The organism is Shewanella sp. WXL01 (assembly GCF_012263345.1).
GTDB classification, from domain to species: Bacteria; Pseudomonadota; Gammaproteobacteria; order Enterobacterales; family Shewanellaceae; genus Shewanella; species Shewanella maritima.
Genome location: NZ_JAAIKQ010000001.1, coordinates 20,914 through 47,288, shown reverse-complemented (window position 1 = coordinate 47,288; position 26,375 = coordinate 20,914). Strand labels below are relative to the sequence as shown.

General features: G+C 43.6%; 25 protein-coding genes. 11 read left to right on the top strand and 14 right to left on the bottom strand.

From position 1 onward, the window contains the following. Positions 1 to 16: 16 nt before the first annotated feature. From G3R49_RS00210 to G3R49_RS00195, 4 genes are all read right to left on the bottom strand, one after another. Positions 17 to 868, bottom strand: a complete 852-nt coding sequence (locus G3R49_RS00210; RefSeq protein ID WP_167868264.1) for a hypothetical protein — start codon at positions 866 to 868, stop codon at positions 17 to 19. A 218-nt stretch (positions 869 to 1,086) separates the two neighbouring features. Further along, a complete protein-coding gene (locus tag G3R49_RS00205) occupies positions 1,087 to 2,016 on the bottom strand; it encodes a lipopolysaccharide assembly protein LapB (protein WP_167868263.1) in 930 nt (309 codons plus the stop codon). Further along, positions 2,016 to 2,480: a hypothetical protein gene (locus tag G3R49_RS00200; RefSeq protein ID WP_167868262.1), complete on the bottom strand. Its 465-nt coding sequence runs from the start codon at positions 2,478 to 2,480 to the stop codon at positions 2,016 to 2,018. Before G3R49_RS00200 ends, G3R49_RS00205 begins: the two co-directional genes overlap by 1 nt. Before the next feature lie 4 nt (positions 2,481 to 2,484). Continuing rightward, on the bottom strand, positions 2,485 to 3,822 hold the full coding sequence (locus tag G3R49_RS00195; protein ID WP_167868261.1) for an AAA family ATPase: 1,338 nt from the start codon (positions 3,820 to 3,822) through the stop codon (positions 2,485 to 2,487). A gap of 440 nt (positions 3,823 to 4,262) precedes the next feature. Here G3R49_RS00195 and G3R49_RS00190 point away from each other — a divergent pair, with 440 nt between their 5' ends. Beyond that, positions 4,263 to 4,676: a helix-turn-helix transcriptional regulator gene (locus tag G3R49_RS00190; protein ID WP_167868260.1), complete on the top strand. Its 414-nt coding sequence runs from the start codon at positions 4,263 to 4,265 to the stop codon at positions 4,674 to 4,676. Positions 4,677 to 4,781: 105 nt separating this feature from the next. Continuing rightward, the gene (locus tag G3R49_RS00185) at positions 4,782 to 5,171 is read left to right on the top strand and encodes a VOC family protein (protein ID WP_130599415.1); all 390 of its coding nucleotides are present in this window, start codon (positions 4,782 to 4,784) and stop codon (positions 5,169 to 5,171) included. 13 nt (positions 5,172 to 5,184) lie between these two features. Here the strand turns inward: G3R49_RS00185 and G3R49_RS00180 are convergent, their stop codons facing one another. The 3 genes from G3R49_RS00180 to G3R49_RS00170 all read right to left on the bottom strand — a co-directional run bounded on the left by G3R49_RS00180 (position 5,185) and on the right by G3R49_RS00170 (position 8,745). Continuing rightward, positions 5,185 to 6,879: a sensor domain-containing diguanylate cyclase gene (locus G3R49_RS00180; protein ID WP_130599417.1), complete on the bottom strand. Its 1,695-nt coding sequence runs from the start codon at positions 6,877 to 6,879 to the stop codon at positions 5,185 to 5,187. 125 nt (positions 6,880 to 7,004) lie between these two features. Next, complete coding sequence (locus tag G3R49_RS00175) at positions 7,005 to 8,144, bottom strand: winged helix-turn-helix domain-containing protein (RefSeq protein WP_130599419.1); 1,140 nt, start codon at positions 8,142 to 8,144, stop codon at positions 7,005 to 7,007. A 1-nt stretch (position 8,145) separates the two neighbouring features. Next, entirely contained in the window at positions 8,146 to 8,745 is a 600-nt protein-coding gene (locus tag G3R49_RS00170) for a TetR/AcrR family transcriptional regulator (RefSeq protein WP_167868259.1), read from the bottom strand. 100 nt (positions 8,746 to 8,845) lie between these two features. Between G3R49_RS00170 and G3R49_RS00165 the strand changes: the two genes are divergently transcribed. After that, positions 8,846 to 9,280, top strand: coding sequence for a hypothetical protein (locus G3R49_RS00165; protein ID WP_167868258.1), 435 nt, complete (start codon positions 8,846 to 8,848; stop codon positions 9,278 to 9,280). A gap of 43 nt (positions 9,281 to 9,323) precedes the next feature. On the opposite strand, the gene G3R49_RS00160 is transcribed toward G3R49_RS00165, so the two are convergent. Next, on the bottom strand, positions 9,324 to 10,229 hold the full coding sequence (locus tag G3R49_RS00160) for a LysR family transcriptional regulator (protein ID WP_167868257.1): 906 nt from the start codon (positions 10,227 to 10,229) through the stop codon (positions 9,324 to 9,326). Positions 10,230 to 10,345: 116 nt separating this feature from the next. On the opposite strand from G3R49_RS00160, the gene G3R49_RS00155 reads away from it, so the two are divergent. Continuing rightward, positions 10,346 to 11,344 (top strand): NADP-dependent oxidoreductase, encoded by a 999-nt coding sequence (locus G3R49_RS00155; RefSeq protein ID WP_167868256.1) that lies wholly within the window; start codon positions 10,346 to 10,348, stop codon positions 11,342 to 11,344. A gap of 338 nt (positions 11,345 to 11,682) precedes the next feature. On the opposite strand, the gene G3R49_RS00150 is transcribed toward G3R49_RS00155, so the two are convergent. Next, positions 11,683 to 12,336 carry a TetR/AcrR family transcriptional regulator gene (locus G3R49_RS00150; protein ID WP_130599429.1) on the bottom strand — a complete coding sequence of 218 codons (654 nt, stop codon included), beginning with the start codon at positions 12,334 to 12,336 and terminating at the stop codon, positions 11,683 to 11,685. 121 nt (positions 12,337 to 12,457) lie between these two features. Here G3R49_RS00150 and G3R49_RS00145 point away from each other — a divergent pair, with 121 nt between their 5' ends. Further along, on the top strand, positions 12,458 to 13,324 hold the full coding sequence (locus G3R49_RS00145) for a LysR family transcriptional regulator (protein ID WP_167868255.1): 867 nt from the start codon (positions 12,458 to 12,460) through the stop codon (positions 13,322 to 13,324). A gap of 194 nt (positions 13,325 to 13,518) precedes the next feature. Here G3R49_RS00145 and G3R49_RS00140 read toward each other — a convergent pair whose 3' ends face one another. The 3 genes from G3R49_RS00140 to G3R49_RS00130 all read right to left on the bottom strand — a co-directional run bounded on the left by G3R49_RS00140 (position 13,519) and on the right by G3R49_RS00130 (position 17,104). Then, a complete protein-coding gene (locus G3R49_RS00140; RefSeq protein ID WP_167868254.1) occupies positions 13,519 to 14,652 on the bottom strand; it encodes a DcaP family trimeric outer membrane transporter in 1,134 nt (377 codons plus the stop codon). 548 nt (positions 14,653 to 15,200) lie between these two features. Further along, positions 15,201 to 15,551, bottom strand: coding sequence for a cytochrome c3 family protein (locus G3R49_RS00135; protein ID WP_167868862.1), 351 nt, complete (start codon positions 15,549 to 15,551; stop codon positions 15,201 to 15,203). A gap of 23 nt (positions 15,552 to 15,574) precedes the next feature. Further along, positions 15,575 to 17,104 (bottom strand): flavocytochrome c, encoded by a 1,530-nt coding sequence (locus tag G3R49_RS00130; RefSeq protein WP_130599435.1) that lies wholly within the window; start codon positions 17,102 to 17,104, stop codon positions 15,575 to 15,577. 437 nt (positions 17,105 to 17,541) lie between these two features. Here G3R49_RS00130 and G3R49_RS00125 point away from each other — a divergent pair, with 437 nt between their 5' ends. Continuing rightward, on the top strand, positions 17,542 to 18,327 hold the full coding sequence (locus G3R49_RS00125) for a hypothetical protein (protein ID WP_167868253.1): 786 nt from the start codon (positions 17,542 to 17,544) through the stop codon (positions 18,325 to 18,327). After that, on the top strand, positions 18,327 to 19,064 hold the full coding sequence (locus tag G3R49_RS00120) for a type 1 glutamine amidotransferase (RefSeq protein WP_167868252.1): 738 nt from the start codon (positions 18,327 to 18,329) through the stop codon (positions 19,062 to 19,064). The genes G3R49_RS00125 and G3R49_RS00120 overlap by 1 nt, the downstream gene beginning before the upstream one ends. Before the next feature lie 85 nt (positions 19,065 to 19,149). Here G3R49_RS00120 and G3R49_RS00115 read toward each other — a convergent pair whose 3' ends face one another. Then, positions 19,150 to 20,139, bottom strand: a complete 990-nt coding sequence (locus tag G3R49_RS00115; RefSeq protein ID WP_167868251.1) for a helix-turn-helix domain-containing protein — start codon at positions 20,137 to 20,139, stop codon at positions 19,150 to 19,152. A 220-nt stretch (positions 20,140 to 20,359) separates the two neighbouring features. Next, positions 20,360 to 21,961, bottom strand: coding sequence for a DASS family sodium-coupled anion symporter (locus G3R49_RS00110; RefSeq protein WP_130599443.1), 1,602 nt, complete (start codon positions 21,959 to 21,961; stop codon positions 20,360 to 20,362). A gap of 320 nt (positions 21,962 to 22,281) precedes the next feature. Here G3R49_RS00110 and G3R49_RS00105 point away from each other — a divergent pair, with 320 nt between their 5' ends. The 4 genes from G3R49_RS00105 (at position 22,282) to G3R49_RS00090 (ending at position 26,370) form a co-directional block, all read left to right on the top strand. Further along, positions 22,282 to 22,917 carry a hypothetical protein gene (locus G3R49_RS00105; protein WP_130599445.1) on the top strand — a complete coding sequence of 212 codons (636 nt, stop codon included), beginning with the start codon at positions 22,282 to 22,284 and terminating at the stop codon, positions 22,915 to 22,917. Positions 22,918 to 22,930: 13 nt separating this feature from the next. Continuing rightward, positions 22,931 to 23,401, top strand: coding sequence for a CYTH domain-containing protein (locus G3R49_RS00100; protein WP_130599447.1), 471 nt, complete (start codon positions 22,931 to 22,933; stop codon positions 23,399 to 23,401). Positions 23,402 to 23,407: 6 nt separating this feature from the next. Then, positions 23,408 to 24,736: a hypothetical protein gene (locus G3R49_RS00095; RefSeq protein ID WP_167868250.1), complete on the top strand. Its 1,329-nt coding sequence runs from the start codon at positions 23,408 to 23,410 to the stop codon at positions 24,734 to 24,736. A 284-nt stretch (positions 24,737 to 25,020) separates the two neighbouring features. Further along, positions 25,021 to 26,370 carry an OprO/OprP family phosphate-selective porin gene (locus G3R49_RS00090; RefSeq protein WP_130599451.1) on the top strand — a complete coding sequence of 450 codons (1,350 nt, stop codon included), beginning with the start codon at positions 25,021 to 25,023 and terminating at the stop codon, positions 26,368 to 26,370. The last annotated feature ends 5 nt before the right edge of the window (positions 26,371 to 26,375 follow it).

Genomic DNA, 26,375 nt, shown 5'->3' with positions numbered 1-26,375 from the left:
CTTGCATGGCGCTTCATCATTCCGTCATTTTTGCGGCTCTAAGCACTTGAAACACTAAGTTCATATCAACATCTAAATGACGAAGTTCGTGAGGTTTTTTACGATTAGTAGTGATAATCCAGACAGTAGTTACAGGGCGTCCATTTATTGCGCTGTTACCTAAAGCAATGTCGGTGACATCGGAGAATAATATATGCTGCTGACGAAATGGATAACCAACCGCAAAGCCAGTGTTTGTGACACTAACACTTGTGGCGCTCGACAAATACTCATAGCCAATAAAAGCACATATGATTACCATCGAGCTAACGCCCATTATAGGCTTACCTGCTTGTACCAAGTAGTACCCAACAAGGATTGCAAGGACAACAGCGCCCCAATGAAGCACATGAAAAGAAAGGTTTTTTGAGAATGTTGATTGCGAGTGACCAGCTTCTAACAAGTTAACCTTGTCGTGCAAAACTATCCGAATTAACTCAAAGCCTACAAGTTGATGCTCAAGCTTAATTAGCTCATTGCCATTAATATCTTGCAGTTCAAGTCGTTGGTTCAGGTTTCGCTCTTTCATTCGACAAATTTTGTCCCAATGAACTAGCCCTTTAGCTTTACCAAGATACGAGTACCATATGCCGTCGTCATCGATAGAAACAGCTTGATATGGAATGGCCTTCAACCATCGCCAACTAATAACTGCGCCTGTCCCAAAAAAGACTATGCCGACTATTGGGGTAATCACATTACGAATTGGGCTGCTTTGCTCATCGAAAGATGTGGCAGCATATAAGCCTAATAATGTGAATCCAACAAAGACAGCGAAACCAAACTTAACAAGCCGCGTGGTGTTTTTACTTATTATAAATTCTCGCATTTCTACCTATAACTCGGCTCTGCATGTCAGTTGAATAGCTCGGCAACTCCCAGTAACTATTAACAAACTTGCAGACACCTTCCGTGTTAACTGATTGGCAACAATTCTATCCTATAGCGAGTCACTGCTATATTTAAGCTGAATCGAATGCTAAAAGGCTAAATCAACAGTGAACATCGACTTTATTCAAGTACCTCAACTTCAAGCATTTACTCCAGTTAATAATCTTGGTTTAAGTGCACCGGCTTCAATTCTGCTTCGAATTTCTTCATAAACCATATGGGGCCTACCCAAGAATAAGCAACTATCGCATACCAAATACCATTCAAAAACACAGTGGCATCTTGATATCCAGATCTGGCAAGCTCAATATGGGTTATTTTATAAACAATAAAAATTGTAATAAGCAGAAGAATTGTTCTCGCAACATTCCCTGTTGCAAGCCAAGTGTCAAAGCGCCACCAAAGCCCCATTACCGGGTTTTGTCTCGCTTTAATGCTCGTAAGTAATGCTAGTGCGGTTTCACTCATAGGGTCTTGAGACAATGCCCAGTGTGCATGCTCTTTAGACTCGTTTACTTTCCCTTCTCTAAGCAATACATTGCCCATACCTACTAACGAGTTGAAGTGTCTAGGGGCGATATTTAGAGCAGATTTATAATACGCCTTAGCATTGACAATATTATTCTTCTTTAACCAGTAGCCTCCAAGCTGGCACAGAATACAAGCGTCATTTGGGTTTAGCTCAATAGCTTTATCCAGTGTTTCCTTTGCCTTACCAGGCTGCCCCCCGTGTAACTGAACATCGCTAAGCAGCGCTAAATAGCTAGTGTTATCAGGCTCGAAACTAAGGGCCTGCTCAATGTAGACTTGTGCGGATTTCACATCGTTTTTTTCATATAAAATGGACGCTAGTGTATATTGAATATACGAAGCGTTAGGGTCTAATTTCATGGCTAGCCTAGCTTCATATTCCGCTGCATAAATACGTTTAAGTTTTAACAGCCCATAAGCCAAGTAACTGTGTAGCTCAGCATCATCCGGAGAAATAGCTAATGCAAGCTTAATGCTCTTCACTCCTCCCTCATAATTCCCATGCTCAAAATTCTGTGTTGATATGTCAACCAATTGTTCAACTGTAAAGTCCATTACTGCCCCCATGAAAGTAAAAAATCAGCGACAATGAACTCAACTTTACGCCCCGCTAGATAAGCAAGTATTAGCCCTGCAACAGGGTTTGCGACTTTTCCTTCGAAATGGGTATAAACGCTGAAACTTTTCATTTGCATTAGAAATAACTTATAAGAAAAGACCAACTTCATACATAATAATATTAATATTACGTAGTCTACTGGGATGCCTTTGAGGTAACCATTATTGAGAAATATTCCAGTTGCCACATGAGCGGCAACAAATACGAATAGCGCTATTACAATAGTGAGCAGTTCTTTGCCTCTATTAGGACTATTTAGAGCAAAGCTGTTAACTGCAAACCATAACCACCCAAATAAAGCGCCACCAACCATCGAACTCAATAGCGGCCACATTGGATTAACGGTAACTTTAGACATCTTACTATGTTGCGGCTCATCAATAACTTGATAGGTATTCATTTAATCAACTTCCATTTTTTTTGATAAAAGCAAGTACATCATCATATTGCCCGGCATCATTGCTGTATCTCGCATAATTTCTAGCTGTAGTTAGCCATTCAGATGTCGTTGCCTTACATACACGTATAGCTTCCTTGACGTGCATCTCATTGAGCGGAACTTCCTCTTCTTTTTCTATAGATTCATCTATAGCTTCATCTACAGCAGACTCAATTACATTCATTAAGTCTGCTCCAGAAAAGCCACTGGTCTGTTTAGCCAACTTAGATACGTTTATTGAATCAGCCCCCGGGCGTCCATCAAGTAAACCTTTGATAATTTCGGCTCGAGCCTGTTGATCTGGAGGGGCTATAAATACTACTCGGTCAAACCGACCGGGGCGACGAAAAGCAGAGTCAAGAGCCCAAGGAACGTTCGTAGCACCTAAGATCAACACTCCTTGATTATCTTGAGCAAAGCCATCTAGCTCCGATAAGAACAAACTAACTAGCTTAGACGATGTTGCTTCACGAGTGTTTTGGCGTTTTGCCGCCAATGCTTCGACTTCATCAAAAAAAATAACCGCAGGTGTGTTAGCCCTCGCTTCCTCAAAAATAGCATGGAGCTTGCGTTCTGACTCCCCAATGTACATATCCAAAATGTCAGAAATCGCTACATTATAAAATGAAGCATTACACTCCCCAGCAGTAGCCCGAGCTAACATAGTCTTACCGCAACCTGGTGGGCCGTAGAATAAAATCCCACCACCCACTTTTTTTCTAAACTTACTGAATAATGAGGGTTTCTGAAATGGAGTAATTATCTTTTTGCGTATTTGCTTCTTTACTTCCTCAAGCCCTCCAACATCAACAAATGAGATATTTTTATCAGCGGGCTTAATGAGGCGTGTAATCTCGGTGTCATTAGTGTCGTCATTTGAAATCACCCGCAATTTCACTAGATTATCTGGTGACGCATATACACCCTTAGATTCCACTTGACGAGCATACTCAATATCTTCTAATGCTGGATTTTCACAAATTGCTTTTTCATAGAATTTTTTAGCATTTTGCAGATCATCCAACGCATAATAAACCTTTGAGCGTTGTAAATTAGTTTCAGGAGAGTTTGAACAAAGTGGGGCTAATGCAGATTTAGGCCGATTAGCGGCCAAAAAAATATTCGAAGCTAATAGTTGTTGTTCTTCATCAAAAGTATTGAATTGAAGCTCATCAATTAACTTAACAGAACTTTCAAACTCATTTTTTTCAAAATATGCTTGAGCAATAGAAAGCCTTAACACTATATTTTCAGGGCTTTGAGACAATGCTGCCTGTAAATTTTGCAGTACACTCTTATCCATAGCGCATTTTTCTTATAGTTATAGTTGAACACGCGGCACATCTAACAGTAAGCAAATAGAAAAAACGTTCTTTGGATAACACAAAGTCCATTTCATTGAATTCTTTTTCCTTGGCGACAGAGGCCTATTTAACTGAAAGACTAACTGATATTTGAATGAAAAAAAAGCAAAGCATACGCCTAACTTCTTAATACAGAAAACTGTTGCGGTGTGTACAGTTATTCTAGAATGCTGAGTCGAACCAACAACTCATAATTTCTTCAAGCTGATGGCACAGCGAGTTTTTCGATTAGGCAGTTCGTTTATCGGCTATTGATACAAGCACGCGGTGTAGTTTGCGCTTTAGAGACTGAGTTTCACTAATAACGTTAGCCAAAATGAATTAACTGAATAAGTTCTGTACAATCTCATTTAATCGCTCCTCTAGTTTCAGGTACGTTATGTCATCTCGCCAAAAAACATTCTATGAGCAAGAGCTAGAGCGCCTTTACAATGAGGTGCTACCCAGCCCGAAGCAGTTCGCACTGATCCGCCAGTCGCGCAGTTTTATGCAAAAATATCACAGCGAGAATGTAGTATTAGATGACCTAGCTAAAGCTTCATTTATGTCGCGTTTTCACTATGTGCGTATGTTCAAGCAAATCTATGGTGTTACGCCAAGAGCTCACCTTAAAGATATGCGCATAGACAGAGCAAAGCTGTTGCTGCAACAAGGGCAAAGCATAACCAAAACTTGTTTTGACGTGGGTTACGAGAGCCTCACCACTTTTTCTGCCGTGTTCAAAAAGAGCACCGGATACTCACCTAAAGCGTTTCAGCAATTACATACTCCCCGCAAAAACGACGCTCGCTAGCAGGGTCCAAAACCGTAAAAGCAATCTAGAATAAGTTTTAAATACAGCAGTTGTTATTCTGTACTCAATCCAGTTGTTACCGTTTTTAAGAAAGGAAAAGTACACATGATTAAAATTGCACTCACTAGCGTGCCAGTCACTAACCAAGACAAGGCATTAGATTTCTACACCAATATTTTAGGCTTTGTGAAAAAGACCGAGGTGCCACTTGGTGAGCATAAGTGGCTAACGGTGGTGTCAGCCCAGGAGCAAGCTGGCGTTGAGCTGTTACTTGAACCTATGGCATTTGAACCAGCTAAACAGTATCAAGATGCGTTAAAACAAGCTGGTATCCCTTGGACATCATTTGCCGTTGATGATATCGACAGCGAATACCAAAGATTAGTTAAGCTAGGCGTTGAGTTCTCAATTGAGCCAAGAGAAGCTGGCACAGTGAAGATTGCTGTGCTCGATGACACTTGCGGCAACTATATTCAGCTAATGCAAACCCTGTAACACCTTTTAGGCATCATGATTCGCTAGTACTTGCTTTGGTATTACTAGCGCTAGCATGCACCGCCTGTGAACGGCCATTGTCTTTGGCTTGATACAGCGCGGTGTCGGCAAGTTTCACTAGCTCTTGCTGTGACACTTTGCTATCTGGATAGGTCGCCACTCCAGCTGAGATACTTACCTGCCCTAACGACAGCTTGTTCATTTCAATATGCATGGCGCTTACCTCTGCCACAACCCGCTCAGCCAGCTCAAAGGCTTGTTGCGCGGAAAAGTCAGGGCAAATAATCGCTAACTCTTCACCTCCCAAACGGCACACCGAGCCTTGAGTGCCAGCCACTTTAATCAGCAAGCTGGCGACCTGTTTCAGAACATAATCGCCAGCGTCATGACCAAAGTTATCGTTAAACTGTTTAAAGTGGTCGAGATCTAGCATCAGCACTGACAGCACGCTATTGTTTTGATTGGCGATTGCCCACTCACGCTCAAGTTTGTCTTCAAAATATCGGCGGTTATATAACTGAGTAAGCGGATCGCGCAGCGCCTGTGCCCGCAGCTTTTGCTGAAAACGCAGGTTAGCTAACGCCAAACCTAAGTGCTCAGCTAAGGTAAACGCGAGCTGCTTAGTCTCTTCAGTTAAACAAACCGCGCCCGTTGGAAAATACAAATGGAACAAGCCAACCGTGTTGCCATGGGCTGTGAGTGGAATGCACATGGCGGTGTGCTGCTCATTTAACTCACGCATGTGGTTACAACTTAGATTGTGGTTTTCATCTTGAGATAAATGATATTTACCCTTACGCATCGCCCAGCAATCATTTGGCTCAAATGCAGTGTGCGCAGGCCAGTTATCGCCCCAGTCTATGGTCACCTCAAGCAAGTTACGCGAATCGCGCATGATCGACACACAACCATTAATACCGACCAGAATACGCGGCACTATGTCTTGCACCACCACGCGGGCATCATCCATGTTTTTGCAAGCAGCCAGCATGTTAGCTAGCTGCCTAAGTAATTCAATTTCCTTGGTGCTTTTGTTTATGCGATCTTGCTGTTGCTGCTTTTCATGGTTAATGAGAATCGACATGCGCTGGTAGCTGTACCAAATTGATGCCACCAGCACCGCCATAGAAAACGCCATAATTAAATACAAAATGGCTTTTAAGTCTGCAGACATATCAGCAAGAGCAGTCATCGGCATTGCCATACGGATAACGTATTGCGAGCCATGCTCATCTGCATGGTGTTGATGTTGCGCGTCAATAATTTCAACGCGCACAGCCACATACAATAAGGTTTGTTTTTTAGTTGAACTGTAGCGCTCTGCAACCCCTGTACCCGTTGCAAATGCTGCTGCGACCTCATGGCGCTCAGCATGGTTTTCCATATTACGTACTTGATGAGGCTTAAGCGTCGAGTCACCAAGCACTACGCCACTACTGTCGATAATAGTGAAACGATTATCTGTAGTGGACTGCGACAGACTATCTAAAAAGTCATCAACCTCAGCGGGCGTGAGGTCATTAAAGTGGAGTTTTTGCGCTTCAACCTCGTACTGCACGTCGCGCACTATGCTGAACATGTACTGGCTAACAATATCGGTAACCCAGTTATGTAAGGTGTGGTGGTAAATATAGCCGCCAATAACAAACGAGCACGCCAACGCAATGGCTGGTATGTACAAAAATTTGCTGAATGCTGGCGTCTTCATTGCATCTCCCAACTCATGTCCACCTAAAGACTTAGTCTAGTTGAGAAACACCAATGTTGTTTTGTAATCTGGAGTTTGAACTCCTGCTGTGAGTACTCTATCAGAGAGGTTTTTCGCCCTAACAACTACCAAGGAGTGCCGACTCGTTCGCATTGATTAAATCGAGCAAACTGGGCTAATTGATGCTCGAGTGATGCCATAAAATCATCGTGACAACTTAGCGAAGGCTCAAGGAATAGCTTGTTCACTTGCAGTATTTTCTGCTGCTTGTTCACCTTACAGTCTAGTTTTGCGACTAGCTCTCCCTGCCACAATACCGGCAGGCAAAAATAGCCAAATTTACGCTTTGCCTCGGGTAAATAGCATTCAAGTTGATAGTCAAAATCAAATAAAAACCGCATACGGTCACGTTGAATTATCAGGTTGTCGAAGGGAGAAAGAATTATTGCGCGATTCCCTAGAGGCTGACTAGCAGCCTGGATTGCAGCAGGAGTAGTAAAATAAGTCTGGTCATTGATTTGCACAGGTAATATTTCGCCCGAATCTAGCAACTGTTTCAAACTGATTTCTATCAATGGGCGCACAGCTTTTAGTAAATAGGCCATTTGTGTAGCACGGCCAATGCCGTGAGCACGCAAGAAACCAAGTACCAAAAATCGGCCATATTCTTGGTCACTGGGCAAAGTAGTATCTACCTCTTCAGGTATTACCCTGTGAGTCAAATCATAGACTTTTTGAAAGCCTTGCCTGCGCGGGATCATTAAATCACCCTGCATGTATAAACACTCTAATGCTTGCTTAGCAGGTTTACTTCCCCACCCCTGTGTTTTAGTACTTGAACCAGAAAAGTCCTTGGCCATTAACGGGCCCTCGGCAGCTATTCTGTCCAACACATAGCGCATTAACTGATGGTCAGGCTTATACCAATGACGCAAGACTCCAGATTTAAAGGCTGCTTTTCTAGGTAAAGTAAAACGAAAATCTCGCATTGGAATGTAAGCTGCGGCGTGAGACCAATACTCAAATGCTTGTTTCCTAGCAACTAGCTCATCGAGATGGTGAGGCAAGTAATCACTATTGCGACTCCACATAACATGGTGATGTGCTCGCTGTACCACAGAAATGGAATCTATTTGTGCATAGCCAAGGTGTTGCAGCACAGCTAAGCTTGCATCAAAACTAGATGACTCACCAACCAAAGGCGATGTTAAGCCTTGGGCGGTAAGTGCGAGGTTTTTAGCTTGCTGTATTGGCAGTTTTAACATGTCATGATGCCATTAGCTGCTTAACACAATGCTGCGCGACATTTTCTAACGCTTCTTTTGACTGCCCAGCGCGAGCTTGTACTGCAATGCCGTTGCTCACAATGAGTAGGCTATTGGTCAGTAGTTCGACCTGCTTGGCACCTTGAGTAGGCTTTAATTTTCGCTCAATAAACATTGCTATCGTTTGAAATATTTCTTTGCCAATTTGCTCAAGCTGCAGAAGTACATCTGCAGGAAATGCTGCATTCTCAGCTTCATTAATACTCTTGATAAACAAGCAGCCTGTTGGCGTATCTCCTGCCGTAAATAGCTCGATAAGGGCTTGCAGGTGCGACATTAACTGCAGCTTAGGGTCTGCGTCTTGCTCTGTGTCTAATAGGTTATAGCAAGGCGTGATATATCGCTGGTAGTAAAACACGAGCACTTGTTGATAAAGCTGCTCTTTGTTGCCAAATGTGGCGTACAAACTGGGCGGATTAATCGCTAGAGCTTGCGCCAACTGAGCGATAGAAGTACCAAAATAGCCATTTTCCCAAAATACTCGCATCGCCTTATCAAGAGCCTGCTCTCTATCAAAAGTTCTTTTTCTACCCGCTTTCATGACTGCTGCCTTTAATTTTGATCTTAATCACTACCGATTTTGTAATGATCACTATAAAATGTCAATTTGTAACGATCACTACAAAATATAGGTACGAGTAATGAACCGCCCATTCAATATCAAGACATTTATCATTGTGATGCTATTAACTAGCATTTGGATCAACATTGCCGAGGTTGCACGCGCCATGTTGGTGGCGTTCCCAATGATGGAAGAATTTTATGCAGGTAGAATTGAAATTGGTCCTATGGGCGTCAGCAATGCATTAATCTGGGCGTTGTGGGATACCATTCTTAGCGGCACCTTAGTGTTTATATATTGGCTGTGCAAACAATCATTTACTCACACTAATCGCGCAATTGTTATCTCAGGTAGCGTCACCGCGTTAGCAACACTTGGTGTATTTTGGATAGCGTCTGTGAACTCAGGTCTCGGCACTTGGACGATGGCATTTACCATATTTCCGATTGCCTGGATTGAAATGCTTATCGGGGCTTTTATTGCCTCAAAACTGTATGACAAGTTTGAGCGCTAGCACTGCAACTGGCTCATACTCAAGACAGTAAGACATGCTCGACTCAATATGCTGACTTTACCTGCGCCATTATAAAGTCCACCGCTACTTTGACTTTTGGAATGGCGTAGGCGGCTTTTTGATACAGCATATACACGCCAAGCTCCTGATTTTTGGTAACGGCTAATGGCTCGGCAAAGTTGAGTTTTATCAACTCGCCGCTGGCGAGATAGGGCTTTAACACCCATTCTGGCATCATTAAAATCCCCTCACCGCTGATGGCTTTATCAGCCAGCCAACTGCCGTTATTGGTGGTTAGCACGCTTGGCGCCGACACATCTCGCCACTGGTTATCAATCAAGCTTAGCCAGGGCGTTGCACCATGGGGAGTGCGATAGAAAAGACCTTTGTGATTAGGTAAATCCTGGCTTGATTGCGGCATGCCATACCGCTCAATATAACTTGGCGCAGCGACGGCAATAAATTGATTATTCAACAATTTATGGGCAACCACATGCTCGTTTGGCGCAAAGCCGCCGCGGATGGCGATGTCTACATCATCACGATCAAGCTTTGACAGTTTATCGCTAAGCTCAACATCTAGCTCAATCTCAGGATATGACTGAACAAACTCATCGAGTATCGGTGCCAACACTCGCTCACCAAAACCCACCATGGTACTGATTTTAAGCTTACCTTTAGGCGTGGATTGATAGTTTTTTACGCCTTGATCAAACTGCTGCAACTGCGCCACCAGCGGTGAAACCTGAGCATAATATTGTGCGCCCACCTCAGTTAAGCTCACGCTGCGAGTGGTACGCTTTAAAAGCTGTGTCCCTAGGCTTGCTTCAAGGTCAGCAATACGCCGCGACACACTTGAGGCCGGCACGCCAAACTTGGTCGCCGCGGCTGAAAAGTTGCCCGCATCCACAGTGGCAATAAAGTATTTTAGCGCTCTTAGTTGGTCCATCTTCTCGCCGTTATTATTGTCTTTTTGACAATATAGATTGTCATTTTAGCCGCTATATCCAACCATGTTTATCATAAATAATAGGCTTAAGCACTCGATAATCTAAAGGGAAACAGATGAGCCAGTTCACGCAAATCCTGCTAAAGCAGCGTCCAGACGGTAAGCCATTTGGCGCACACATGTTTGATGTAGTTAAAAAAGACTTACCAGAAATCAGCGCAGATCAGGTTCTGATCAAGCAAACTCACATGTCACTCGACCCAGCAATGATTGGCTGGATGAGCCCAGACACCAATAGTTATATCCCTCGTGTTGAGCTAGGCGAAGTGATGCGCTCAAGCGGTTTCGGTGAAGTGGTTGCATCAAACAACCCTAACTTTGCTGTTGGCGACAAAGTCATGGGCATGATGGGCTGGACTGAATATTTTGTGTCTAACGGCAAAGGGATCAACAAGGTGCAAGCTGGCGTTAATGCTGAAATGGCATTGGCTGTGTTTGCCCTACCAGGGTTAACCGCCACCCAAGGTTTATTCAATGTCGGTAAACCAAAAGCTGGTGAAACCCTGGTTGTTACCGGCGCTGCTGGTTCAGTTGGTTCATTGGTTGGCCAACTAGCTAAAGCCGATGGCCTGCGCGTAATAGGCGTTGTTGGCAGTGATGAAAAAGCGGACTGGATTGTTAACGACCTAGGCTTTGATGGCGCAATCAACTACAAAACCGATGACCTTGAAGCCAAGCTTGCCGAGCTAACACCCGATGGCGTAGATGTGTTTTTTGAAAACACAGGCGGTCCAATTCAGCAGCACATTTATAACCGCATGAACATCCATGGTCGCATTGTGGTGTGCGGCATGATTGCTGATTATAAAGTGGGTGAGCCATCACCTGGCCCGAACTGGATTAACCTGATTAAAAAGCGCGTGACTGTGCAAGGTTTTGCTATGCCAGATCACTATGGCGAAGTACCAGCACTGCTTGCCAAACTCACCCCGTACGTGATGCGAGGTAAAATCAAATTCCGCACCCATGAGCTAGCTGGCCTTGAAAGTGCCATGGAGGGATTAAATCTGTTCTTCACTGGTGAGCACAAAGGTAAGTTGTTAGTGAAGCTGTAAACGTTATCCCCAAAAAAGCGCTGCCTAGATTTAACTAGGCAGCGCTTTTTATTTCCTGAAAATACTAGGGCGTGTTGATCTTTGCTGATTAGAATTTGTTCGAATTAAAAGCACTTTAATCGCGGCGTGAGCGATGACGTCTAGTCACCTAAACAAATTCGCTCACAACAAAGAGTAAAGTGCTTTTAAACGAACCTTTCAGGCAGCACTTGTTGTCATTTCTACTGCGTTAACGACTTATCATGTGGAACAACCACACATCAAAGTCGCTGCCTTGTATAAATTTCCAACAAGTAGCTGCAAAAATAATCTTGAAAGATCAACACGCCCTAACAGTCCTAATGCAAAGGCTTATGCGAATTAGTTTCTTGCTCACTGAGCCATAACTCAAAGTCTTTGAGTTTAGGTAAACGTTTTGATGAATGACCAATCAGCTGGGTCAAGGCGTAGCTAAGCTGGTGATACAGCTTAGGATCATCGTATTTTGATTTAGCATCATCTATGTTGATCATCGCACCGCGCAGATATTGAATCGCCAGTTCGAGTCGATCAAAGCCTGCCACCTCACCGATTTCAGTAATCACCTGACGATTCCACTCAATATTTTGCGCTCTTAGCGCTTCAAATCGTTGCCTATATTGCTCGCTACAATTTTCCAATAACGACTCATTTGGCATGACTCTATCAACTAAGAAATCTTGCTGCTTCAACAAGTCATAAATGCGGCTGCAATGGTGAAAGATAAAGCACAAATATGGGTCTTCATAACGCTGACGATTTTGCTGTGCTAAATCGTGCCATTGCTGATATTGATTACAGGCAACCGCCACAATTAAATCAGCCTCGCTGCTAAAATGATTGTAAATAGTGCCTTTTGATATCTGGCTTGAATTGACCAAATGCGAACGGCACAAATCAAAGGTTTTGTGACCCTTTAAGCATCTTTGTGACACCTCAACCAGGTATTTCTCTCTTTGCTCCCAAGTGCTCATCTTCTATCCCCTAAAAATGCGACATTGGTAGTTTGTTACTTCACAGTTACATCTTAACAAGGTTTAGTACTACCCAATATTGAGTAATAATTGGAGCAGTATTAGCAAACCGAATACCCCTATGCTGAAAATCGAATTGCTGGAAAGTTTCATCGCAGTTGCCGAGTGTGGCAACCTGTCAAAAGCAGCTGAAAAAGTCTGCCGAACTCAGTCGGCTGTGAGCTTGCAAATCAAAAAGCTTGAAGAGTCGGTAGGGCAAGAATTACTTAACCGCGATAACAAAGGGGCTACGCTTACTGAGTCAGGCCATACGCTGCTCAACTACGCCTATAAAATGGTGCAACTTAGCTCACAAGCGCTTGATGATCTTAAAGACTGTCAAACCCGAGAGATTATTCGTCTAGGTGTGCCAACCGACTATATCAAACGTTACCTTAGCAGCTGCCTGTTAGAGTTTATTCGTGAGTTCACCTGTATTGAACTGGTGATAGACACTGACGTGAGCGGCAACTTGTATAAACGATTACAGCAAGGTGAGTTTGACGTGATTGTTGCCACCCACTGGCAACATCCTGCTGCAGGCGAACTACTGTTTGAGCGCAAGTTCCATTGGGTTGCGGCGAAAAATAGCACCGCGCTGTATCAAGACACCATCCCTATGGCGTTATACCCCGAGAACTGCCCTATTCGCGCTCAAGTTTTTGCCAACCACCACATCACTATGCGCCCGATCAATGTGTTGCTATCAACACCATCGCCACAAGCCCTGTGTCTAGCGGTGGAAAATGATTTAGCGGTGGCGCCGATTGCCGAGTTTAGAATTAACGGCAATATGCAGATACTCGACCCAATTGAACATGGACTACCGAAACTGCCCACCTTTAATGAGTCGTTATATCTCAACCCAGAAACACAAACCAAGGCGACTGAGCAGCTAATTACATTAATTAAAGCCAATGTGGAAAACCTGGCTGAAGTAGCAAGCTGATTATTAATACAAAACTGAGAAATCAAGTAGATAAATCAATAAAAACTTCAAAACTTTAAATAAAAATGCCAGCAAGACGCTGGCATTTTTATTTAGATTAGCATTAACAAGTCAAACATCTTTAATTCCTGCACCCTTACCCCTAAGAGCAGGTTAAAACGCAGCTCGTCAATAAACCCGAAAATGAAGATAGATTAAAGCACATATTTAACCGAGAACATCACTCGATCAAGCTTACCTTTATCGTCATTCACTTTAGTATTTTCTGCATGCATATATTCTACACCCACAGTTAATGGTTTAATTGGTGAATATAACAGATTGATATAACCTGAATAAGATTCCTCATTAACTTGATCGCCAGTTAACATGACATCGTTATCCGCTTTAAAGCCTGAAGCTGTAATACTGCTGCGCCATTTATCATTCCACCAATGGCGGTAAGATACATAGCCACCAACTGAGCTGATGGTTTCCATTTGTCCTGTGGCATCTAATACCGCAGCATTGACAAAGTTCAGCGCCATATAACGCCCCATACCATCGCCATATGTAGCAGCGAATTTAATATCGTCATCGCCCACAGGCACAACACCGGTAACGCTCACACCATAACCAAATGCGGTGTCGTCATAGTTGGCGTTATCTAGGTTTAGCTGGCGCAATAGCGCCGCCGCGGTGAACTTGGCACCTGAGTCGGTTTTTAGGTTATAACGCGCAACCACATCTGGCACTATACCTGTGCCGCTCACGATACGGCTACCACCTGTGTATGGCGTCACTGTGGTTTCTGGTGTTTCTAATGCTAATTGCAAGCCGCCATTGGTGTAACGGATTTGCGCCTGACGCACAAAAGGTGTGCCTTCTGCCGCGCCCACAAAATCTAGGTTTTCTGGTAATGCACTTGGATTTTGGAATGTAGTCCAAGTTTGTCCCACCAGCCAGTTGTCGTAAGACACAAATGCATGACGTAAACGCGGCGAGTAGCTGTTTGACACGCGCTCGTTACCGTCGGCATGGGTCATAAAATCTAGCTCAATAAAAGCAGTCACTTTATGGCCATCTACATCCGCTAGGGTTTTAAAATTAAAGCGCGATTCACGAGCCTGAAAATCGATAACCTGCTTGCCTTCCCCAGGTGAGCCGTAAATCGTGCCTGGTACATAGAACTGACGTGAGATATGCCCTGATGATGGTGCGCCATTACTGTAGTCACTGACCATCACATCCGTTTTTACATAACCGCCAAACTTAAATTCTACATCATCTGCTTGTGCACTTGAGCTCAAAGCTGCGAGTATCGAAAGTGCAATTATTTTTTTGTCCATCTTTATCCCCATCACTATTTATTATCTTAATTCGGTACAATTAATTCACATCTAACCGATGTGCTTTACATAATAAATCTGGAATCAATTCCAAAAATTAGCCACGGGCGTATTTACTAAAAATATTGGCCATTTATTAGCAACAATTATCTAATAAAAATAACAAAAAAATGGCGATCAACTGAATTTAACAATCAGTGACCGCCGAAGGGATAGAAATATGAGAAACAATAAGTATGGAGTGAGGCAAATAGCCAAATAACTTATTAACAAAAATTTTAGCTAAGGAATGCATTCCAAAATGGTAGCCAAACAGCAATTAACATTATTGCGCTAAAATAATCTCAGCTAGCACAAATAAACCGATGAATATCAGGCATAAGAAGCACAGACAGTAAAGCATCCACATTTTGCTCTCCTAAATATCCAAAGTCTTATCTAATAAACATAATAAAAAGCCATATCTCAAAGATATGGCTTTTTTCACTTGCTGATTGCTGCGCTAGCAGACAATCTACTCAAGTTCGATTAACTTAACCCAAATCAGGTTATTTATGCTTATCGTACTTAAAGGTGTGGCAATTGCTACACATTGGTTTTTTCGGCTCATGCTCACCATGACACTCAATACATGGTAGCTCTTTACCATAGTGCAAGTTGTTGTGAGGGTTTTGCCACTTGTCTTCTTCGCTGCGGGCCGTTTGCTCTGCTAGCTCATCAACATCATGACACTGCGTACAAGCTTGATCAGATGGATAGTTCTTCAACCCTTGGTCATGACAAGTTTTACAATCTTTGCCAATCACATCTTTATGGTATTCACGCTGATCAACAGCCTGAGCAGATAAGCTTACAAAACTCGCTAAAGCAACAGCGAATACAAGGCTTAGTTTTTTCATCATCTTTCTCCTAGTCACTGTTGTTAGGCTTTCATCATAGTGCGAGCGGCGGTCATGCCCATCACCATACATTCAGGGATAGAGCAGCTACCTAAGCGGCTAACACCGTGAACACCACCACACACTTCGCCTGCTGCGTAAAGACCCGCAATCGGCTTACCGGTAAAGCTGTCTTTAACCTCAGCTTTGGTGTTCACCTGTACGCCACCTTGGCAGTAATGCACTTTTGGCCATAAACGAACGACAGTGAAAGGCGCTTCAATGTACTTGCCTTTAGCCTTGGTCATGTTTTTACCAAACTGCGCGTCATTGCCCGACTTAACGTATTGGTTGTATTCCTTGATTTGAGCTTTTAACGGTTTTAGCGGCACATTAAAGTGCTTGGCTAGCTCTTCTACAGAGTCGAACTTCCAGCCCACGTTGTACTTAATTACCTTCTTGGTATTTGGGTGTTTTTTCGAGTCTTTGTAGCTAGTAATCAAGATTGGAGGTAATGGGTTACCCTGCTTATCACGACAGGCTAACTCAGCATCAGCACGAGTTTTACGGTCAGCAATCTCATTCATGAAACGCTCACCGGTTAAGCAGTTAACCGCCATTGAATGTGGGAAGTTGTAAATCGAATAGTTTGATACATAACCAAAGCCACCTTCATCTGGCGATGCCCAAGGGCCAGATTGAATATGTGCTAAGTGGACAGGGATGGCACCAAGACGGAACATCTCGTACATACCTTCACCAGTTGCACCTGGAGCATTAGTACAACCTACTTCTGCCGTTAATGTTGGGTCTTGGGCCATACGTAAATTGACATTCTGAGCAAAGCCACCGGTCGCCATTAATACGCCACGCTTAGCTTTAATATGCATCAGCTTGCCAGTGTCTTCTTCACCAAAGTAGTAGCCTTGACGAATCTTAAAGCCTTCCACTTTGCCTTCATCATTGACTAGGAAGCCTTCAAACTTAGCGCGGTTATGGGTTTGTACGCCCAATTTGCGACACTCTTTTAGTAGAGGCTGAGTGATACCTGCACCACAACTCACTGTGGTTTGGTAAGTACGTGCAACCGAGTGACCACCAAGCTGTTGTAGGTATGGGTGATATTCACTACCCGCATCAAAGGTCATTTGCAGCGCTTCAACTGCGTGCTCAGCTACGTGACGCAACAAGGCTTCGTCAGCAATACCACGACCTGCTTTAAGCTGATCTTGTACCATGCGCTCAACTGAATCATTCACGCCTTCTTTTTTCTGCATTGGCGTGCCAGGAGCAGCGAACAGACCGCCGTTAATGGCAGAGTTACCACCGAAGTACGACATCTTTTCAAAAATATGCACATCTTTCGCGCCCAAGCGCATAGACTCAATACCAGCTGCTAAGCCTGCAAAGCCTGAACCGATAATGGCAATCTCAACTTCTTTGTCCCACTTTACCCCGTTAGCCGACTGCGACACTGCCATTGCTGGCGCTGCCATAGCCATACCAGCTGCACCAGCTGCTGCACCCATGCCCTTGATAAAGTTACGACGTTCCAGCAAATTTACTTTACTCATCTGTCCCCGTCCTCTTATTGATTATTTGTTGACGAGATAATGGTAAAACTGGAACCAGTTCCAAAACGGGAACTGTCATAGGATCTCCCTAAGTAACCTTAGGTAAAGTATGGATTTACAAACTTGGTTACAATTTAGCCGTTTTTGCTAGTCGATTAGCGTTTTGGAATGGGTTCCAAAATGACTACTACGAGCTTTGAGCATGATTTAAAAAAGGAAATGATCTGCCTGATAGCATGCGCAAAAACACAACACTTGAGATACAAGTGAAACACTCGTAACATTAGGGTCTGTTGTTCTTTGCTAATAAAATCTTGAAAGATCAACAGACCCTTGTATCTGAGGACGACCTCAACAGTGAATCTAACCAGCCCATTTTCACTGTCACCATTCGGGGACGGCCCCATCTGATTTCAATTAACAGATAGGAGCCACACATGCCGCGTACTAGTACTCAAATTGTCTTAAACCTTATTGCCACACTGGTGATTTACCTAGCCACTAACCCTTTAGCTCTGGCCAATGAGCCTCAGCACTCACATCAACAGCATTCACAACACCAGCACTTAGAAAATAAACACGAAATGCCTACCAGCATGGGCTTACATGGCATGTTACTGTTCGCCAATGATGCGGGTATTTACGCATCTCATTTACCAATGTTTCATGCCCCTCATAACGCCCAAGTGGTGTTTAAGCTGAGCTTTACAGACAACGGCCTCAATCAACAACTACACAAACAGCTTGCGCAAACCAACCAGGTTTGGACTATCGTGCCGCAAAAGTTCGATCTTGCAAGGTTAACGCCTAATTCCGCCGAGCCAATGACACAATTAACCCTTGATGTAGTACAAGGACACTTTGAGCGTGGCGGCAACAAGCAGCACTCACAGGTAACAGCGACTATCGACAATATGCTGTTGTTTAACGTGCTTGATATGACGCAAGGCAAACCAAAACCTACTCGCGCAAACTATATCGCCATTGGTAACAACGCAGATGCAAGCAGCTTTTTCTACATTAAACACCTACAAAGCCGCCCAGATGCAGACCAACTAGTGCGTGTTTCAAGCAATGGTGCTGAGCTGCCAGCTAAAATCTCAATTAACCTCAGCAAAGAGCAGCTACACGCAAGCGCTGAAGAGCTACAGCAGGCCCTAACTAACACCAACAACACTGTGAACATTGAGCCGATTTACCTAGAGCTAAACGAGTTACGCTAATGAATAGGTCGATTCTAGTCATTCAACACCATAGCGCCGAAGGGCCTGGGCGGATTAAGGATTGGGCCCAGCAAAGTGGTGTTAAGCTTAATTGCGTCATGGCAGATAGCTTTTTCTCGCCAGCGCCTCATCTCGGACAAGTTACTGAGCAAGTAGCCGAGCAATTGGCTGAACAAAAAGCTGAGCAAATAATAAAGGATTACCTTGCCGTGGTGATCCTTGGCGGGCCGATGAATGTTGAGGATAACCCGCAGTGGATGGCAGTTGAACGACAAGTTATTGCGAGGCTAATCGCCCACAAACAGCCAATCATTGCTATATGCCTTGGTGCGCAGTTGGTTGCCAGTGAACTAGGGGCAACCGTTTATGCGCTTGAGCAAGCTGAAAATGGCTGGCACTCAGTAAACTTGATCAGCGATACACCCACACATTTAATGGTGCCGCAGTGGCATGAACAAGGCTTTGAATTTAGCGCATCGATACTTGCCAAACATTCGCTGCAAATTCTTGCCAGCTCAAGCGCTTGTAAGCAGCAAATCTACCAAAATAGCCATATTCTCGGCATCCAGTTTCACCCCGAATGGGATACGCTGCAAATGCATGCCTTACAACAGGCATTTGCCGATGCGTGCCCGTTTGATATCGCGGAGCTTGATAAGAATGACCAGTATGAGGAAAGCCAACAACAACTCGCTCACTGGCTGTTCAATAAGCTCGATGAACGGCTTACGCGCTAGCTGCAAAATGTAAGCCGCTAAATAAAAAACCACTCACGATGACTTTCGGAGTGGTTTTTTTGAGAAAGAATAACTTAACTAAGCACTACTTAAGCCCCATCACCTCAACGGCTGTGCGCCCTAGTGTATAGCGACCCGATATCGACTGATTGTGGTTGTAATCTTCACACCATAACTGCAACTGAACGTTTAGCTGCTCAATGCTCTCAATCATATTGGCTTTTAAAAATGGCTCGTAAAACTCGTTAAATGCCTGAGTTTGAAAACGCGCCGCAAGACCATTCACCACTGGGCCGTTATATGCACGCATTTGCACATGGCTAATATTCAGCGCTTCTAGCGCATCTTTAAACGGCGCGGCTTTCCTGCCAGAGAATTCAGTACCACGGTCGGTAAGAATGGTGGTGATGTCAATCTTATGCTCGCGATACCAAGGCAAAACCTGTTGCTGTAAAAACTTAACCGCAGCACTAGAGTCCGCCTCAGTTGAAATCCACGCATGGGCATACTGGCTGTAACCATCAACAAAAGTGTGTTGGTACAGCTCACCTAGGGGCGCAATATCACCCAGCGCATAGGTATCCTGCACGCAAGTGTCACCGGGAGACAGACAATCAAAAATAGGATCAGCGGGGTCGATTTGATGCAACTGCTCATATTGCTGAGCAGCATCATCACCCTTTTGCAGCGCCTTTGCATGCAAGGCAATGAGGCGATTCTTCTTGGTCTCTAAATTATGTCGGACCCAAATGGTACGCACACCACTGGCAGAAATAGGGCAACCTCTTGCTGTCAGAATTTCTGCCGCCTTTGCCTGGCCATAATTTGGGTAATCGAGGGCGATTTCGATGACCTGCTCTTCTACCTCTGGTGACAGACGATTCTTAATCGCAGGCTTTTTTCGAGATAGATTCTTCAGGCCACGCTCGCCTGCAGTTTGATATTGTTTCTTAAAACGGTAATAGCTGTCTCGGCTGTAGCCCATGATTTCACAGGCTTTACTGATGCTACCTAGCTCCTCAGCCAATTGAAGCAAAGCTAACTTACTGCGAATTTCGTTACTCTTAGCACTCATAATTCTATCTCTCAAAAATCTCACAACGGCTGCATATAGTGCAAAGTCACCTCAGAAAATGAGCTTTGGTAAAAACCGAAAAAGGGTTTAGCTCATTGCATTAGTTTCTATATAAACATACAAAATATAGAACAACCAACACTATGATCTAAACCACTTTTTTGTAACTTGATGCTAACTTAGTAACTACAGTCACATTTGAATACGTACGCGCTCGTATTTACCAGAAGACACCATTAGGGGTATAGCCTAACCATTTGAACCAGGTTTCGCCCATTAAAATACTGACCACCCAACCTATCATTAGCATGGTAAAGCCAAACTTAAAGGTGTCACTCAAACTGTAATGATCAGTTGAATAAAGCAATAACGCAGGTTTACTGTTAAATGGCAGAACATAAACATGCTCAATAAGTAGAGCGACCGGAAGCGCCAAGCTCATCACGGGGAAATCAAAACGTTGGGCGATACCTATCGCAATCGGTACGAACAACATGGTACGCATGGTTTTCGACTGGAATACCAGCGAGCTTAACAGCATTGCCCCTGTGAGTGCGATGTAGAACACACTAAATGGTGTTTTATCATCTAAGCCAAAGTACTCCAGACCAAAGTTAACCACTAGGTTGGGTAAATCTGTCTGTTTGAAACCCGCGCCCAAAGTATACGCACCTGCTGAGAACAAGAGTAAATGCCAAGGTACGTCGACTTCATTCCAGTTAACCACACCAATGCGCGGCATCAATGCCACAATCGCACCAATAAAGGCCACAGCTGTAGCGCTGACACCGTGGTATTTATCAGTTGCCCAGAACACCAAAATAGTAATAAAGATAACCAGTGACTTAATTTCGCGCACTGACACCTTGCCCATCTTCAGTAGCTCTTGTTGCAGGCGCTCCATACCACCTTCAATTTGAGGCAGTCTTTCCTCTGGCGCGAGTGGGAAGAAAATACGCGTACCAATCAACCAGCCAACAATAATCATCGCCACCACAATTGGCAGCGCTACTATCATCCAGTCTGCAAAGAAGAAGCTACCACCAATGGCACCGGCAATTAAGCTTGCAGCCAGTAAATTAGCGCCCGAACCGGTCACAAAAGCGCCGGCACACAGGTTAATTTGCAGCAAGTTTTGCAACACAAGGTTACGACCAAAATTATTTTTATTATCGCCGCCACGCGCACCATATACAGCCGCAATTACCATGAAGATAGGCATTAAGATCGCCGCTTTTGCCGTGGTTGCAGAAATAAATGCTGACAGCACCAGGTTGATCACCATAAAGCTGTAAAAAATAGGCGTTGCACTGGTACCAAAGCGGCAAATAAACCATAGGGCAAAGCGCTTCGCCGCACCTGATGTCACTAGCATAGACGCAAGCACAAATGACAAGATGTTTAACCACATGATCTTGTGACCAAGCTGAGCGTAGGCAACTTTCTCTGGTAATACACCCGTTAGCACCATGGCGATAATCACCATCAATGAGGTCAAGTAGTTAGGGAATGGCTCAGTAATCCACAAAATGACCGCCGCACAGAAGATAGCCATCATGGCATTACCCTTAGCGCTAAACATTTCTAGGCCGTACTCCTGAAAGTTGGCCATTGCGGTTTTACTTAGCATCTCAGGGTCAAAGTTAACCAAGAAAGACGCAGGATCTGACATGAGAATACAAGTAAACGCGGCAAGCGCTATCCAAATACCTGCCCTAGCCAGCCATTGTTCAAAGTTACTTTTACTTCTTACCGGTAGGTTTTCCATCCGATATTGACTCATATCCAATGGGTCTACTTGGGAGATATTTTCGTTTTTCATTATTCTCATTCCCTCAACAAATGATGTTGGGATAACCATACAGATTTTGTTACGACAAAAAGCCGATCAAGATCAACAAAATAACAATCTAGTTTTATTTAAAAAATATTTTTAAAACAAAACAGCAATAAGCGGAGAAATAAAAACCATTAAAAATCAGGTAAATAAAAACAATTTAAACACATCACCTGCAAGCAACTGTAAGATTAGGTTAAAACTAATAATTAAAAATATTGATCTAGATCGAGTTTTTTTATCGCTAATCTCATTACTGTAATAACGCTCCTATTCAAAACACGTTCAAATAAAGGATTACAAATATGTCAGAGTTAAAAATCGGTGAGATTTCAAAACCACGCTTCGAGTTCCGTACTTTTGGTCAAAGCTTCGCTGAGTCAGCAGAGCGTATGGCACGTTTGTCTCAACCCGTACCAGAAAAAGTGTGGCACCGTGAAAGTGACGAGATTTACATTATGTCGCGCACTAATGACTTAAATAACACTAAAATCCGCGACGGCAAGATGGACATCAAAGCGTATGTTCAAACAGTAGACGGCCTTGAACAGTGGGACCCTAAGCTAAAAGCGGAATTCCCAATTACTAAAAAGCGCCTGGTTGAAGAAATCTTCCCAGCGTTTATCGTCGACATCCCAGAATTAACACAAGAAGAATACAGCTTCGACGCCTTTATCGGTCTAATCAATGACCACCCAGACTTACAAGCAGTAAAAATTCACAAAGAACGCTATGGCTACATGGTGAACAACACGATTTGTGAAGTTGCAAATGTACTGGTAAACGGTGCCAAGATTGTCAGCATTAACAGTGAGTCAACTGAACTTGAAGACATTCAAAAAACCATTAAAGACGTCAAGCTAGAAGGGGTAGAGAATATTAACTACCTGCAAGCCATCAAGCGTGTGATTGGCATGAAAAACCTGCCACTAGCAAACTAATAAGGAGGCAAACATGGCACAAGAAATTGAACGAAAGTATCTGGTAAAAAACGAAGATTTTAAAGCTATCGCAGCTCGCCAAGTGCGTATTATTCAAGGCTACTTAAGCTCAGTACCTGAGCGCACAGTACGCGTACGCGTTAAGGGCGATAAAGGCTTTTTAACCATTAAAGGTATTGGTAATGAGTCTGGCGCGTCACGCTACGAGTGGGAAAGCGAAATCCCAGTAGCAGAAGCACAAGATCTACTTAAAATCTGCGAGCCAGGCGTAATCGATAAAACCCGCTATTTAGTTGAGTACGAAGGTCATATTTTTGAGGTAGATGAATTCTACCAAAGCAATGAAGGCCTAGTAGTTGCCGAAGTTGAACTACAAAGCGAAGATCAACAAGTGAACAAGCCGAGCTGGTTAGGTGAAGAAGTCACTGGTGATGCTCGCTACTACAATTCAATGCTTATGAAACAGCCATACACTAGCTGGTAAGCACTGATGTCATTGTCGCTTTCTCAGGCCGATCAGTACCATCTGAGCATTAAGACGGATTTTTCCCCTGCCGTTAAACATGCTCAACTCAAGGTACACTTTTTTCTTCCCACTCGATTGGCTGAGAATAGCGACATGCTCGACCCGCATGGCTTCTACCATGCACTCATGCACAAGCAGTTACTTACCTCTACTACGCCGCCAAGTATTGAGGCGATGCGTCAAGCATTGTTAGCAATTAAGCAAACCGCTTATGCCCAAGCACAAGACAATGTGCAACGTTACCGCAAAGCGTTATCGCATTTTATTACCGACTTACGCATCTTGTTGCTTAGCGCATCCACCAGCGAGCTAAAGCAGTTTGATGAACTGATTCAGTCATTTATTTCGATACATGACAACCCAAGCCGACTGACAGATACCAGGCTATACACCCTTAGCCTGCAGCAAGTCAGCTACTACTATTATCAGGCGCTGCTGCGAGAGCAAAAATCTACACCATCTAGCATGCTAGAAAGCTTAATCGCCAAGCACAGCCAATTAGCGCAGCAACAGCACATTAAGTTGCACCATGAGTCTGAACATGGCCGTGAGCGCTTACTTAACAAGTTGCATTTAGGGCGCAAAGTGATCCACAGCCCTTATAAAGTCAGCAGCAAAATGCTTAAAAACGGTCAAGTCGCCGAGCAGCTGATATTTGGTGTAGCTGCCGCCCTTGCCATGGCATTTGCTACCGCTGTTGCATTTGCCACCCAAAAAATATTTGGCAATTTTTCTACGCCCTTTTTCTTCTCACTGGTGCTGTCTTACATTTTCAAAGACCGTATCAAGGAGCTAGGCCGACAGTACCTATTACAGCAGTTCTCGTCCAAATACTTTCAACATCATTTTCGCCTGTATCAGGGCAATAGTAAGCACCTGATTGTGGACGTAAAAGAAAGCTTCTTCAGGCAATCAAGCCGCAAATTGCCTAAAGCACTCCAAGCGGTGTTAAAACACCGACCTTTAAATGAATTTAGTGACAAAGCCCATTGGGTTTATCAACGCCGTTACTTTTTTAGTACTTATAAACGCAAACAAAAAACAGAAAAGTTTATAGATGAACTGACAATAAACTTAAGCAAATCGTTAAGGGCGTTACCTAAGATTTTAAGTAATCATCATTTCTATGATGCTAAGCAGATAAAGATGATCCCAGTACATAAAACTCACTATCTCTATCTACTTATTAGCCAAATTAATGATGGTAAGCCTGAATACGCGCATTTTCGCGTATCGGCAAGCCGCAAGGGAATACATGGAGTTAACAGACTAGACACCAACAAAACTAACTAGAAACACACCTAAACAGCATTACATTCCTTTTACTGTGCTTATTACCTCCAAAGCACGGACAAGCCTACTTTTTCCTGCAGTTTTTGACAATAAAACCAGACATTTAACTATGAATACTCAATCAAACAAAAAATGTAGAAGTTTTAAATTAATTGTACGATTAAGTTGAAATTAGTAGACATAGATCAAGTTTTTTCACAAACAATATCTCTACTATTTAGCCATACAGCAGGAACAATTTTTTACACAGCGTTAACACAAGCAGTTACATAAGGATAATTATTATGATGAAGAAAAATGTGTTTGCTCCTAACCGTGTTGCCCTTGCCATTTCGGCAACGTTACTTTGCCTGTCAACCTCGGCTGTTGCCTCTGAGTCAGACCGCATCAATGAACTAGAAGAACGACTAAATCAACTTGAAGTTGAGCTCATCGAAGCGAAAGACGCAGCCAAAAGTACCGACCGCGTTAAGTTTAAAACTGGTGACCCATCACCAGAGTTAATTTCTAAAGATGGTCAATCAACGATGCAGTTTACCGGCCGGATTCAAATGGACTATGTCAACGCTGATCCTTTCTACACGGGCGATGATCGTGAATACACTGAAGGTTTTGATGAAGTGAGTTTCCGCCGTGTGCGCTTTGGCGTCGAAGGCTATTTCTCAAACGTTTGGAAATACTCGCTAGAGTTTGATTTTGATGGCGCTTCAGAAGTTGAAGTCAAAGATGCGAATGTAAACTATCGCGGCTTTGAAAACTCTGAGATCAAATTGGGTTTCCAAAAATTTGGCTACGGTATGGAGGCGACTGGCAGCTCTAAAAACTTAGCGTTCCTAGAGCGTGCGAGTACCGATACTTTCTCACCTGATCGCGCAGTAGGTGCATCTTGGCTTTATAAAGGCGACGGTTATAACTTCACACTAGGCTACGGTGTAACCGCACTACTGAATGACGATGACGAAAATGAAAAACTCGACGTTTTAAATGGTCGCATCACCTATACCCCAATCAAAAATAGCGACCACCTATTACACCTTGGCGCGAGTGGCCTTTACACCAAAACCAATGATTACACCCAAAAAGTTCGTTACCGTGCCCGCCCAAATACTAAGGCGACAGGTCGCATCATCGATACAGGCAAAGTGAAAGCTGAATCAACTCAGCACTATGGTATTGAAGCTGCTTATCAGCACCGCAACTTATTAATTCAAGGTGAATACGCAATAGCTAAAACCGATGCAGTAGAAGGTGAAGAGTCGATTTCCGTAAACGCTGGATACATTCAAGCTGTGTACACCTTAACTGGTGAAAAGTGGGGCTACAGTGGCAAGAAAGGCGTATTTAAAACGGCTAAGCCAGACAACGCAATTTCTGCCGGTGGCTGGGGCGCCTGGGAATTAGCCGCACGTATCGATATTGCTGACTTTACCGATACAGATGCTGGTGTTGATGGTGGTAAAAAAACCGACTATGTACTTGGTGTGAACTGGTATCTAGAAAATAACCTTAAAGCCCAGTTTAACTACGTCCACACTCAGGCGGACTATGAAACAGCCTTTGAAGACATCAACGGCAACATGGTCTACGAGCAAGATGGCAATGTATTCCAAGCCCGTCTGCAATACGCATTCTAATTAGG

Excerpts from the sequence above, each read along its gene's own strand:
- G3R49_RS00115 (WP_167868251.1), bottom strand. The coding sequence starts at position 20,139 with ATGAGTGCTAAGAGTAACGAAATTCGCAGTAAGTTAGCTTTGCTTCAA.
- G3R49_RS00135 (WP_167868862.1), bottom strand. The coding sequence starts at position 15,551 with ATGAAAAAACTAAGCCTTGTATTCGCTGTTGCTTTAGCGAGTTTTGTA.
- G3R49_RS00150 (WP_130599429.1), bottom strand. The coding sequence starts at position 12,336 with ATGAGCACTTGGGAGCAAAGAGAGAAATACCTGGTTGAGGTGTCACAA.
- G3R49_RS00145 (WP_167868255.1), top strand. The coding sequence starts at position 12,458 with ATGCTGAAAATCGAATTGCTGGAAAGTTTCATCGCAGTTGCCGAGTGT.
- G3R49_RS00195 (WP_167868261.1), bottom strand. The coding sequence starts at position 3,822 with ATGGATAAGAGTGTACTGCAAAATTTACAGGCAGCATTGTCTCAAAGC.
- G3R49_RS00105 (WP_130599445.1), top strand. The coding sequence starts at position 22,282 with ATGTCAGAGTTAAAAATCGGTGAGATTTCAAAACCACGCTTCGAGTTC.
- G3R49_RS00170 (WP_167868259.1), bottom strand. The coding sequence starts at position 8,745 with ATGAAAGCGGGTAGAAAAAGAACTTTTGATAGAGAGCAGGCTCTTGAT.
- G3R49_RS00140 (WP_167868254.1), bottom strand. The coding sequence starts at position 14,652 with ATGGACAAAAAAATAATTGCACTTTCGATACTCGCAGCTTTGAGCTCA.
- G3R49_RS00095 (WP_167868250.1), top strand. The coding sequence starts at position 23,408 with ATGTCATTGTCGCTTTCTCAGGCCGATCAGTACCATCTGAGCATTAAG.
- G3R49_RS00205 (WP_167868263.1), bottom strand. The coding sequence starts at position 2,016 with ATGGACTTTACAGTTGAACAATTGGTTGACATATCAACACAGAATTTT.
- G3R49_RS00175 (WP_130599419.1), bottom strand. The coding sequence starts at position 8,144 with ATGTTAAAACTGCCAATACAGCAAGCTAAAAACCTCGCACTTACCGCC.
- G3R49_RS00185 (WP_130599415.1), top strand. The coding sequence starts at position 4,782 with ATGATTAAAATTGCACTCACTAGCGTGCCAGTCACTAACCAAGACAAG.
- G3R49_RS00120 (WP_167868252.1), top strand. The coding sequence starts at position 18,327 with ATGAATAGGTCGATTCTAGTCATTCAACACCATAGCGCCGAAGGGCCT.
- G3R49_RS00100 (WP_130599447.1), top strand. The coding sequence starts at position 22,931 with ATGGCACAAGAAATTGAACGAAAGTATCTGGTAAAAAACGAAGATTTT.
- G3R49_RS00090 (WP_130599451.1), top strand. The coding sequence starts at position 25,021 with ATGATGAAGAAAAATGTGTTTGCTCCTAACCGTGTTGCCCTTGCCATT.
- G3R49_RS00110 (WP_130599443.1), bottom strand. The coding sequence starts at position 21,961 with ATGAAAAACGAAAATATCTCCCAAGTAGACCCATTGGATATGAGTCAA.
- G3R49_RS00180 (WP_130599417.1), bottom strand. The coding sequence starts at position 6,879 with ATGAAGACGCCAGCATTCAGCAAATTTTTGTACATACCAGCCATTGCG.
- G3R49_RS00160 (WP_167868257.1), bottom strand. The coding sequence starts at position 10,229 with ATGGACCAACTAAGAGCGCTAAAATACTTTATTGCCACTGTGGATGCG.
- G3R49_RS00130 (WP_130599435.1), bottom strand. The coding sequence starts at position 17,104 with ATGAGTAAAGTAAATTTGCTGGAACGTCGTAACTTTATCAAGGGCATG.
- G3R49_RS00190 (WP_167868260.1), top strand. The coding sequence starts at position 4,263 with ATGTCATCTCGCCAAAAAACATTCTATGAGCAAGAGCTAGAGCGCCTT.
- G3R49_RS00210 (WP_167868264.1), bottom strand. The coding sequence starts at position 868 with ATGCGAGAATTTATAATAAGTAAAAACACCACGCGGCTTGTTAAGTTT.
- G3R49_RS00165 (WP_167868258.1), top strand. The coding sequence starts at position 8,846 with ATGAACCGCCCATTCAATATCAAGACATTTATCATTGTGATGCTATTA.
- G3R49_RS00200 (WP_167868262.1), bottom strand. The coding sequence starts at position 2,480 with ATGAATACCTATCAAGTTATTGATGAGCCGCAACATAGTAAGATGTCT.
- G3R49_RS00155 (WP_167868256.1), top strand. The coding sequence starts at position 10,346 with ATGAGCCAGTTCACGCAAATCCTGCTAAAGCAGCGTCCAGACGGTAAG.
- G3R49_RS00125 (WP_167868253.1), top strand. The coding sequence starts at position 17,542 with ATGCCGCGTACTAGTACTCAAATTGTCTTAAACCTTATTGCCACACTG.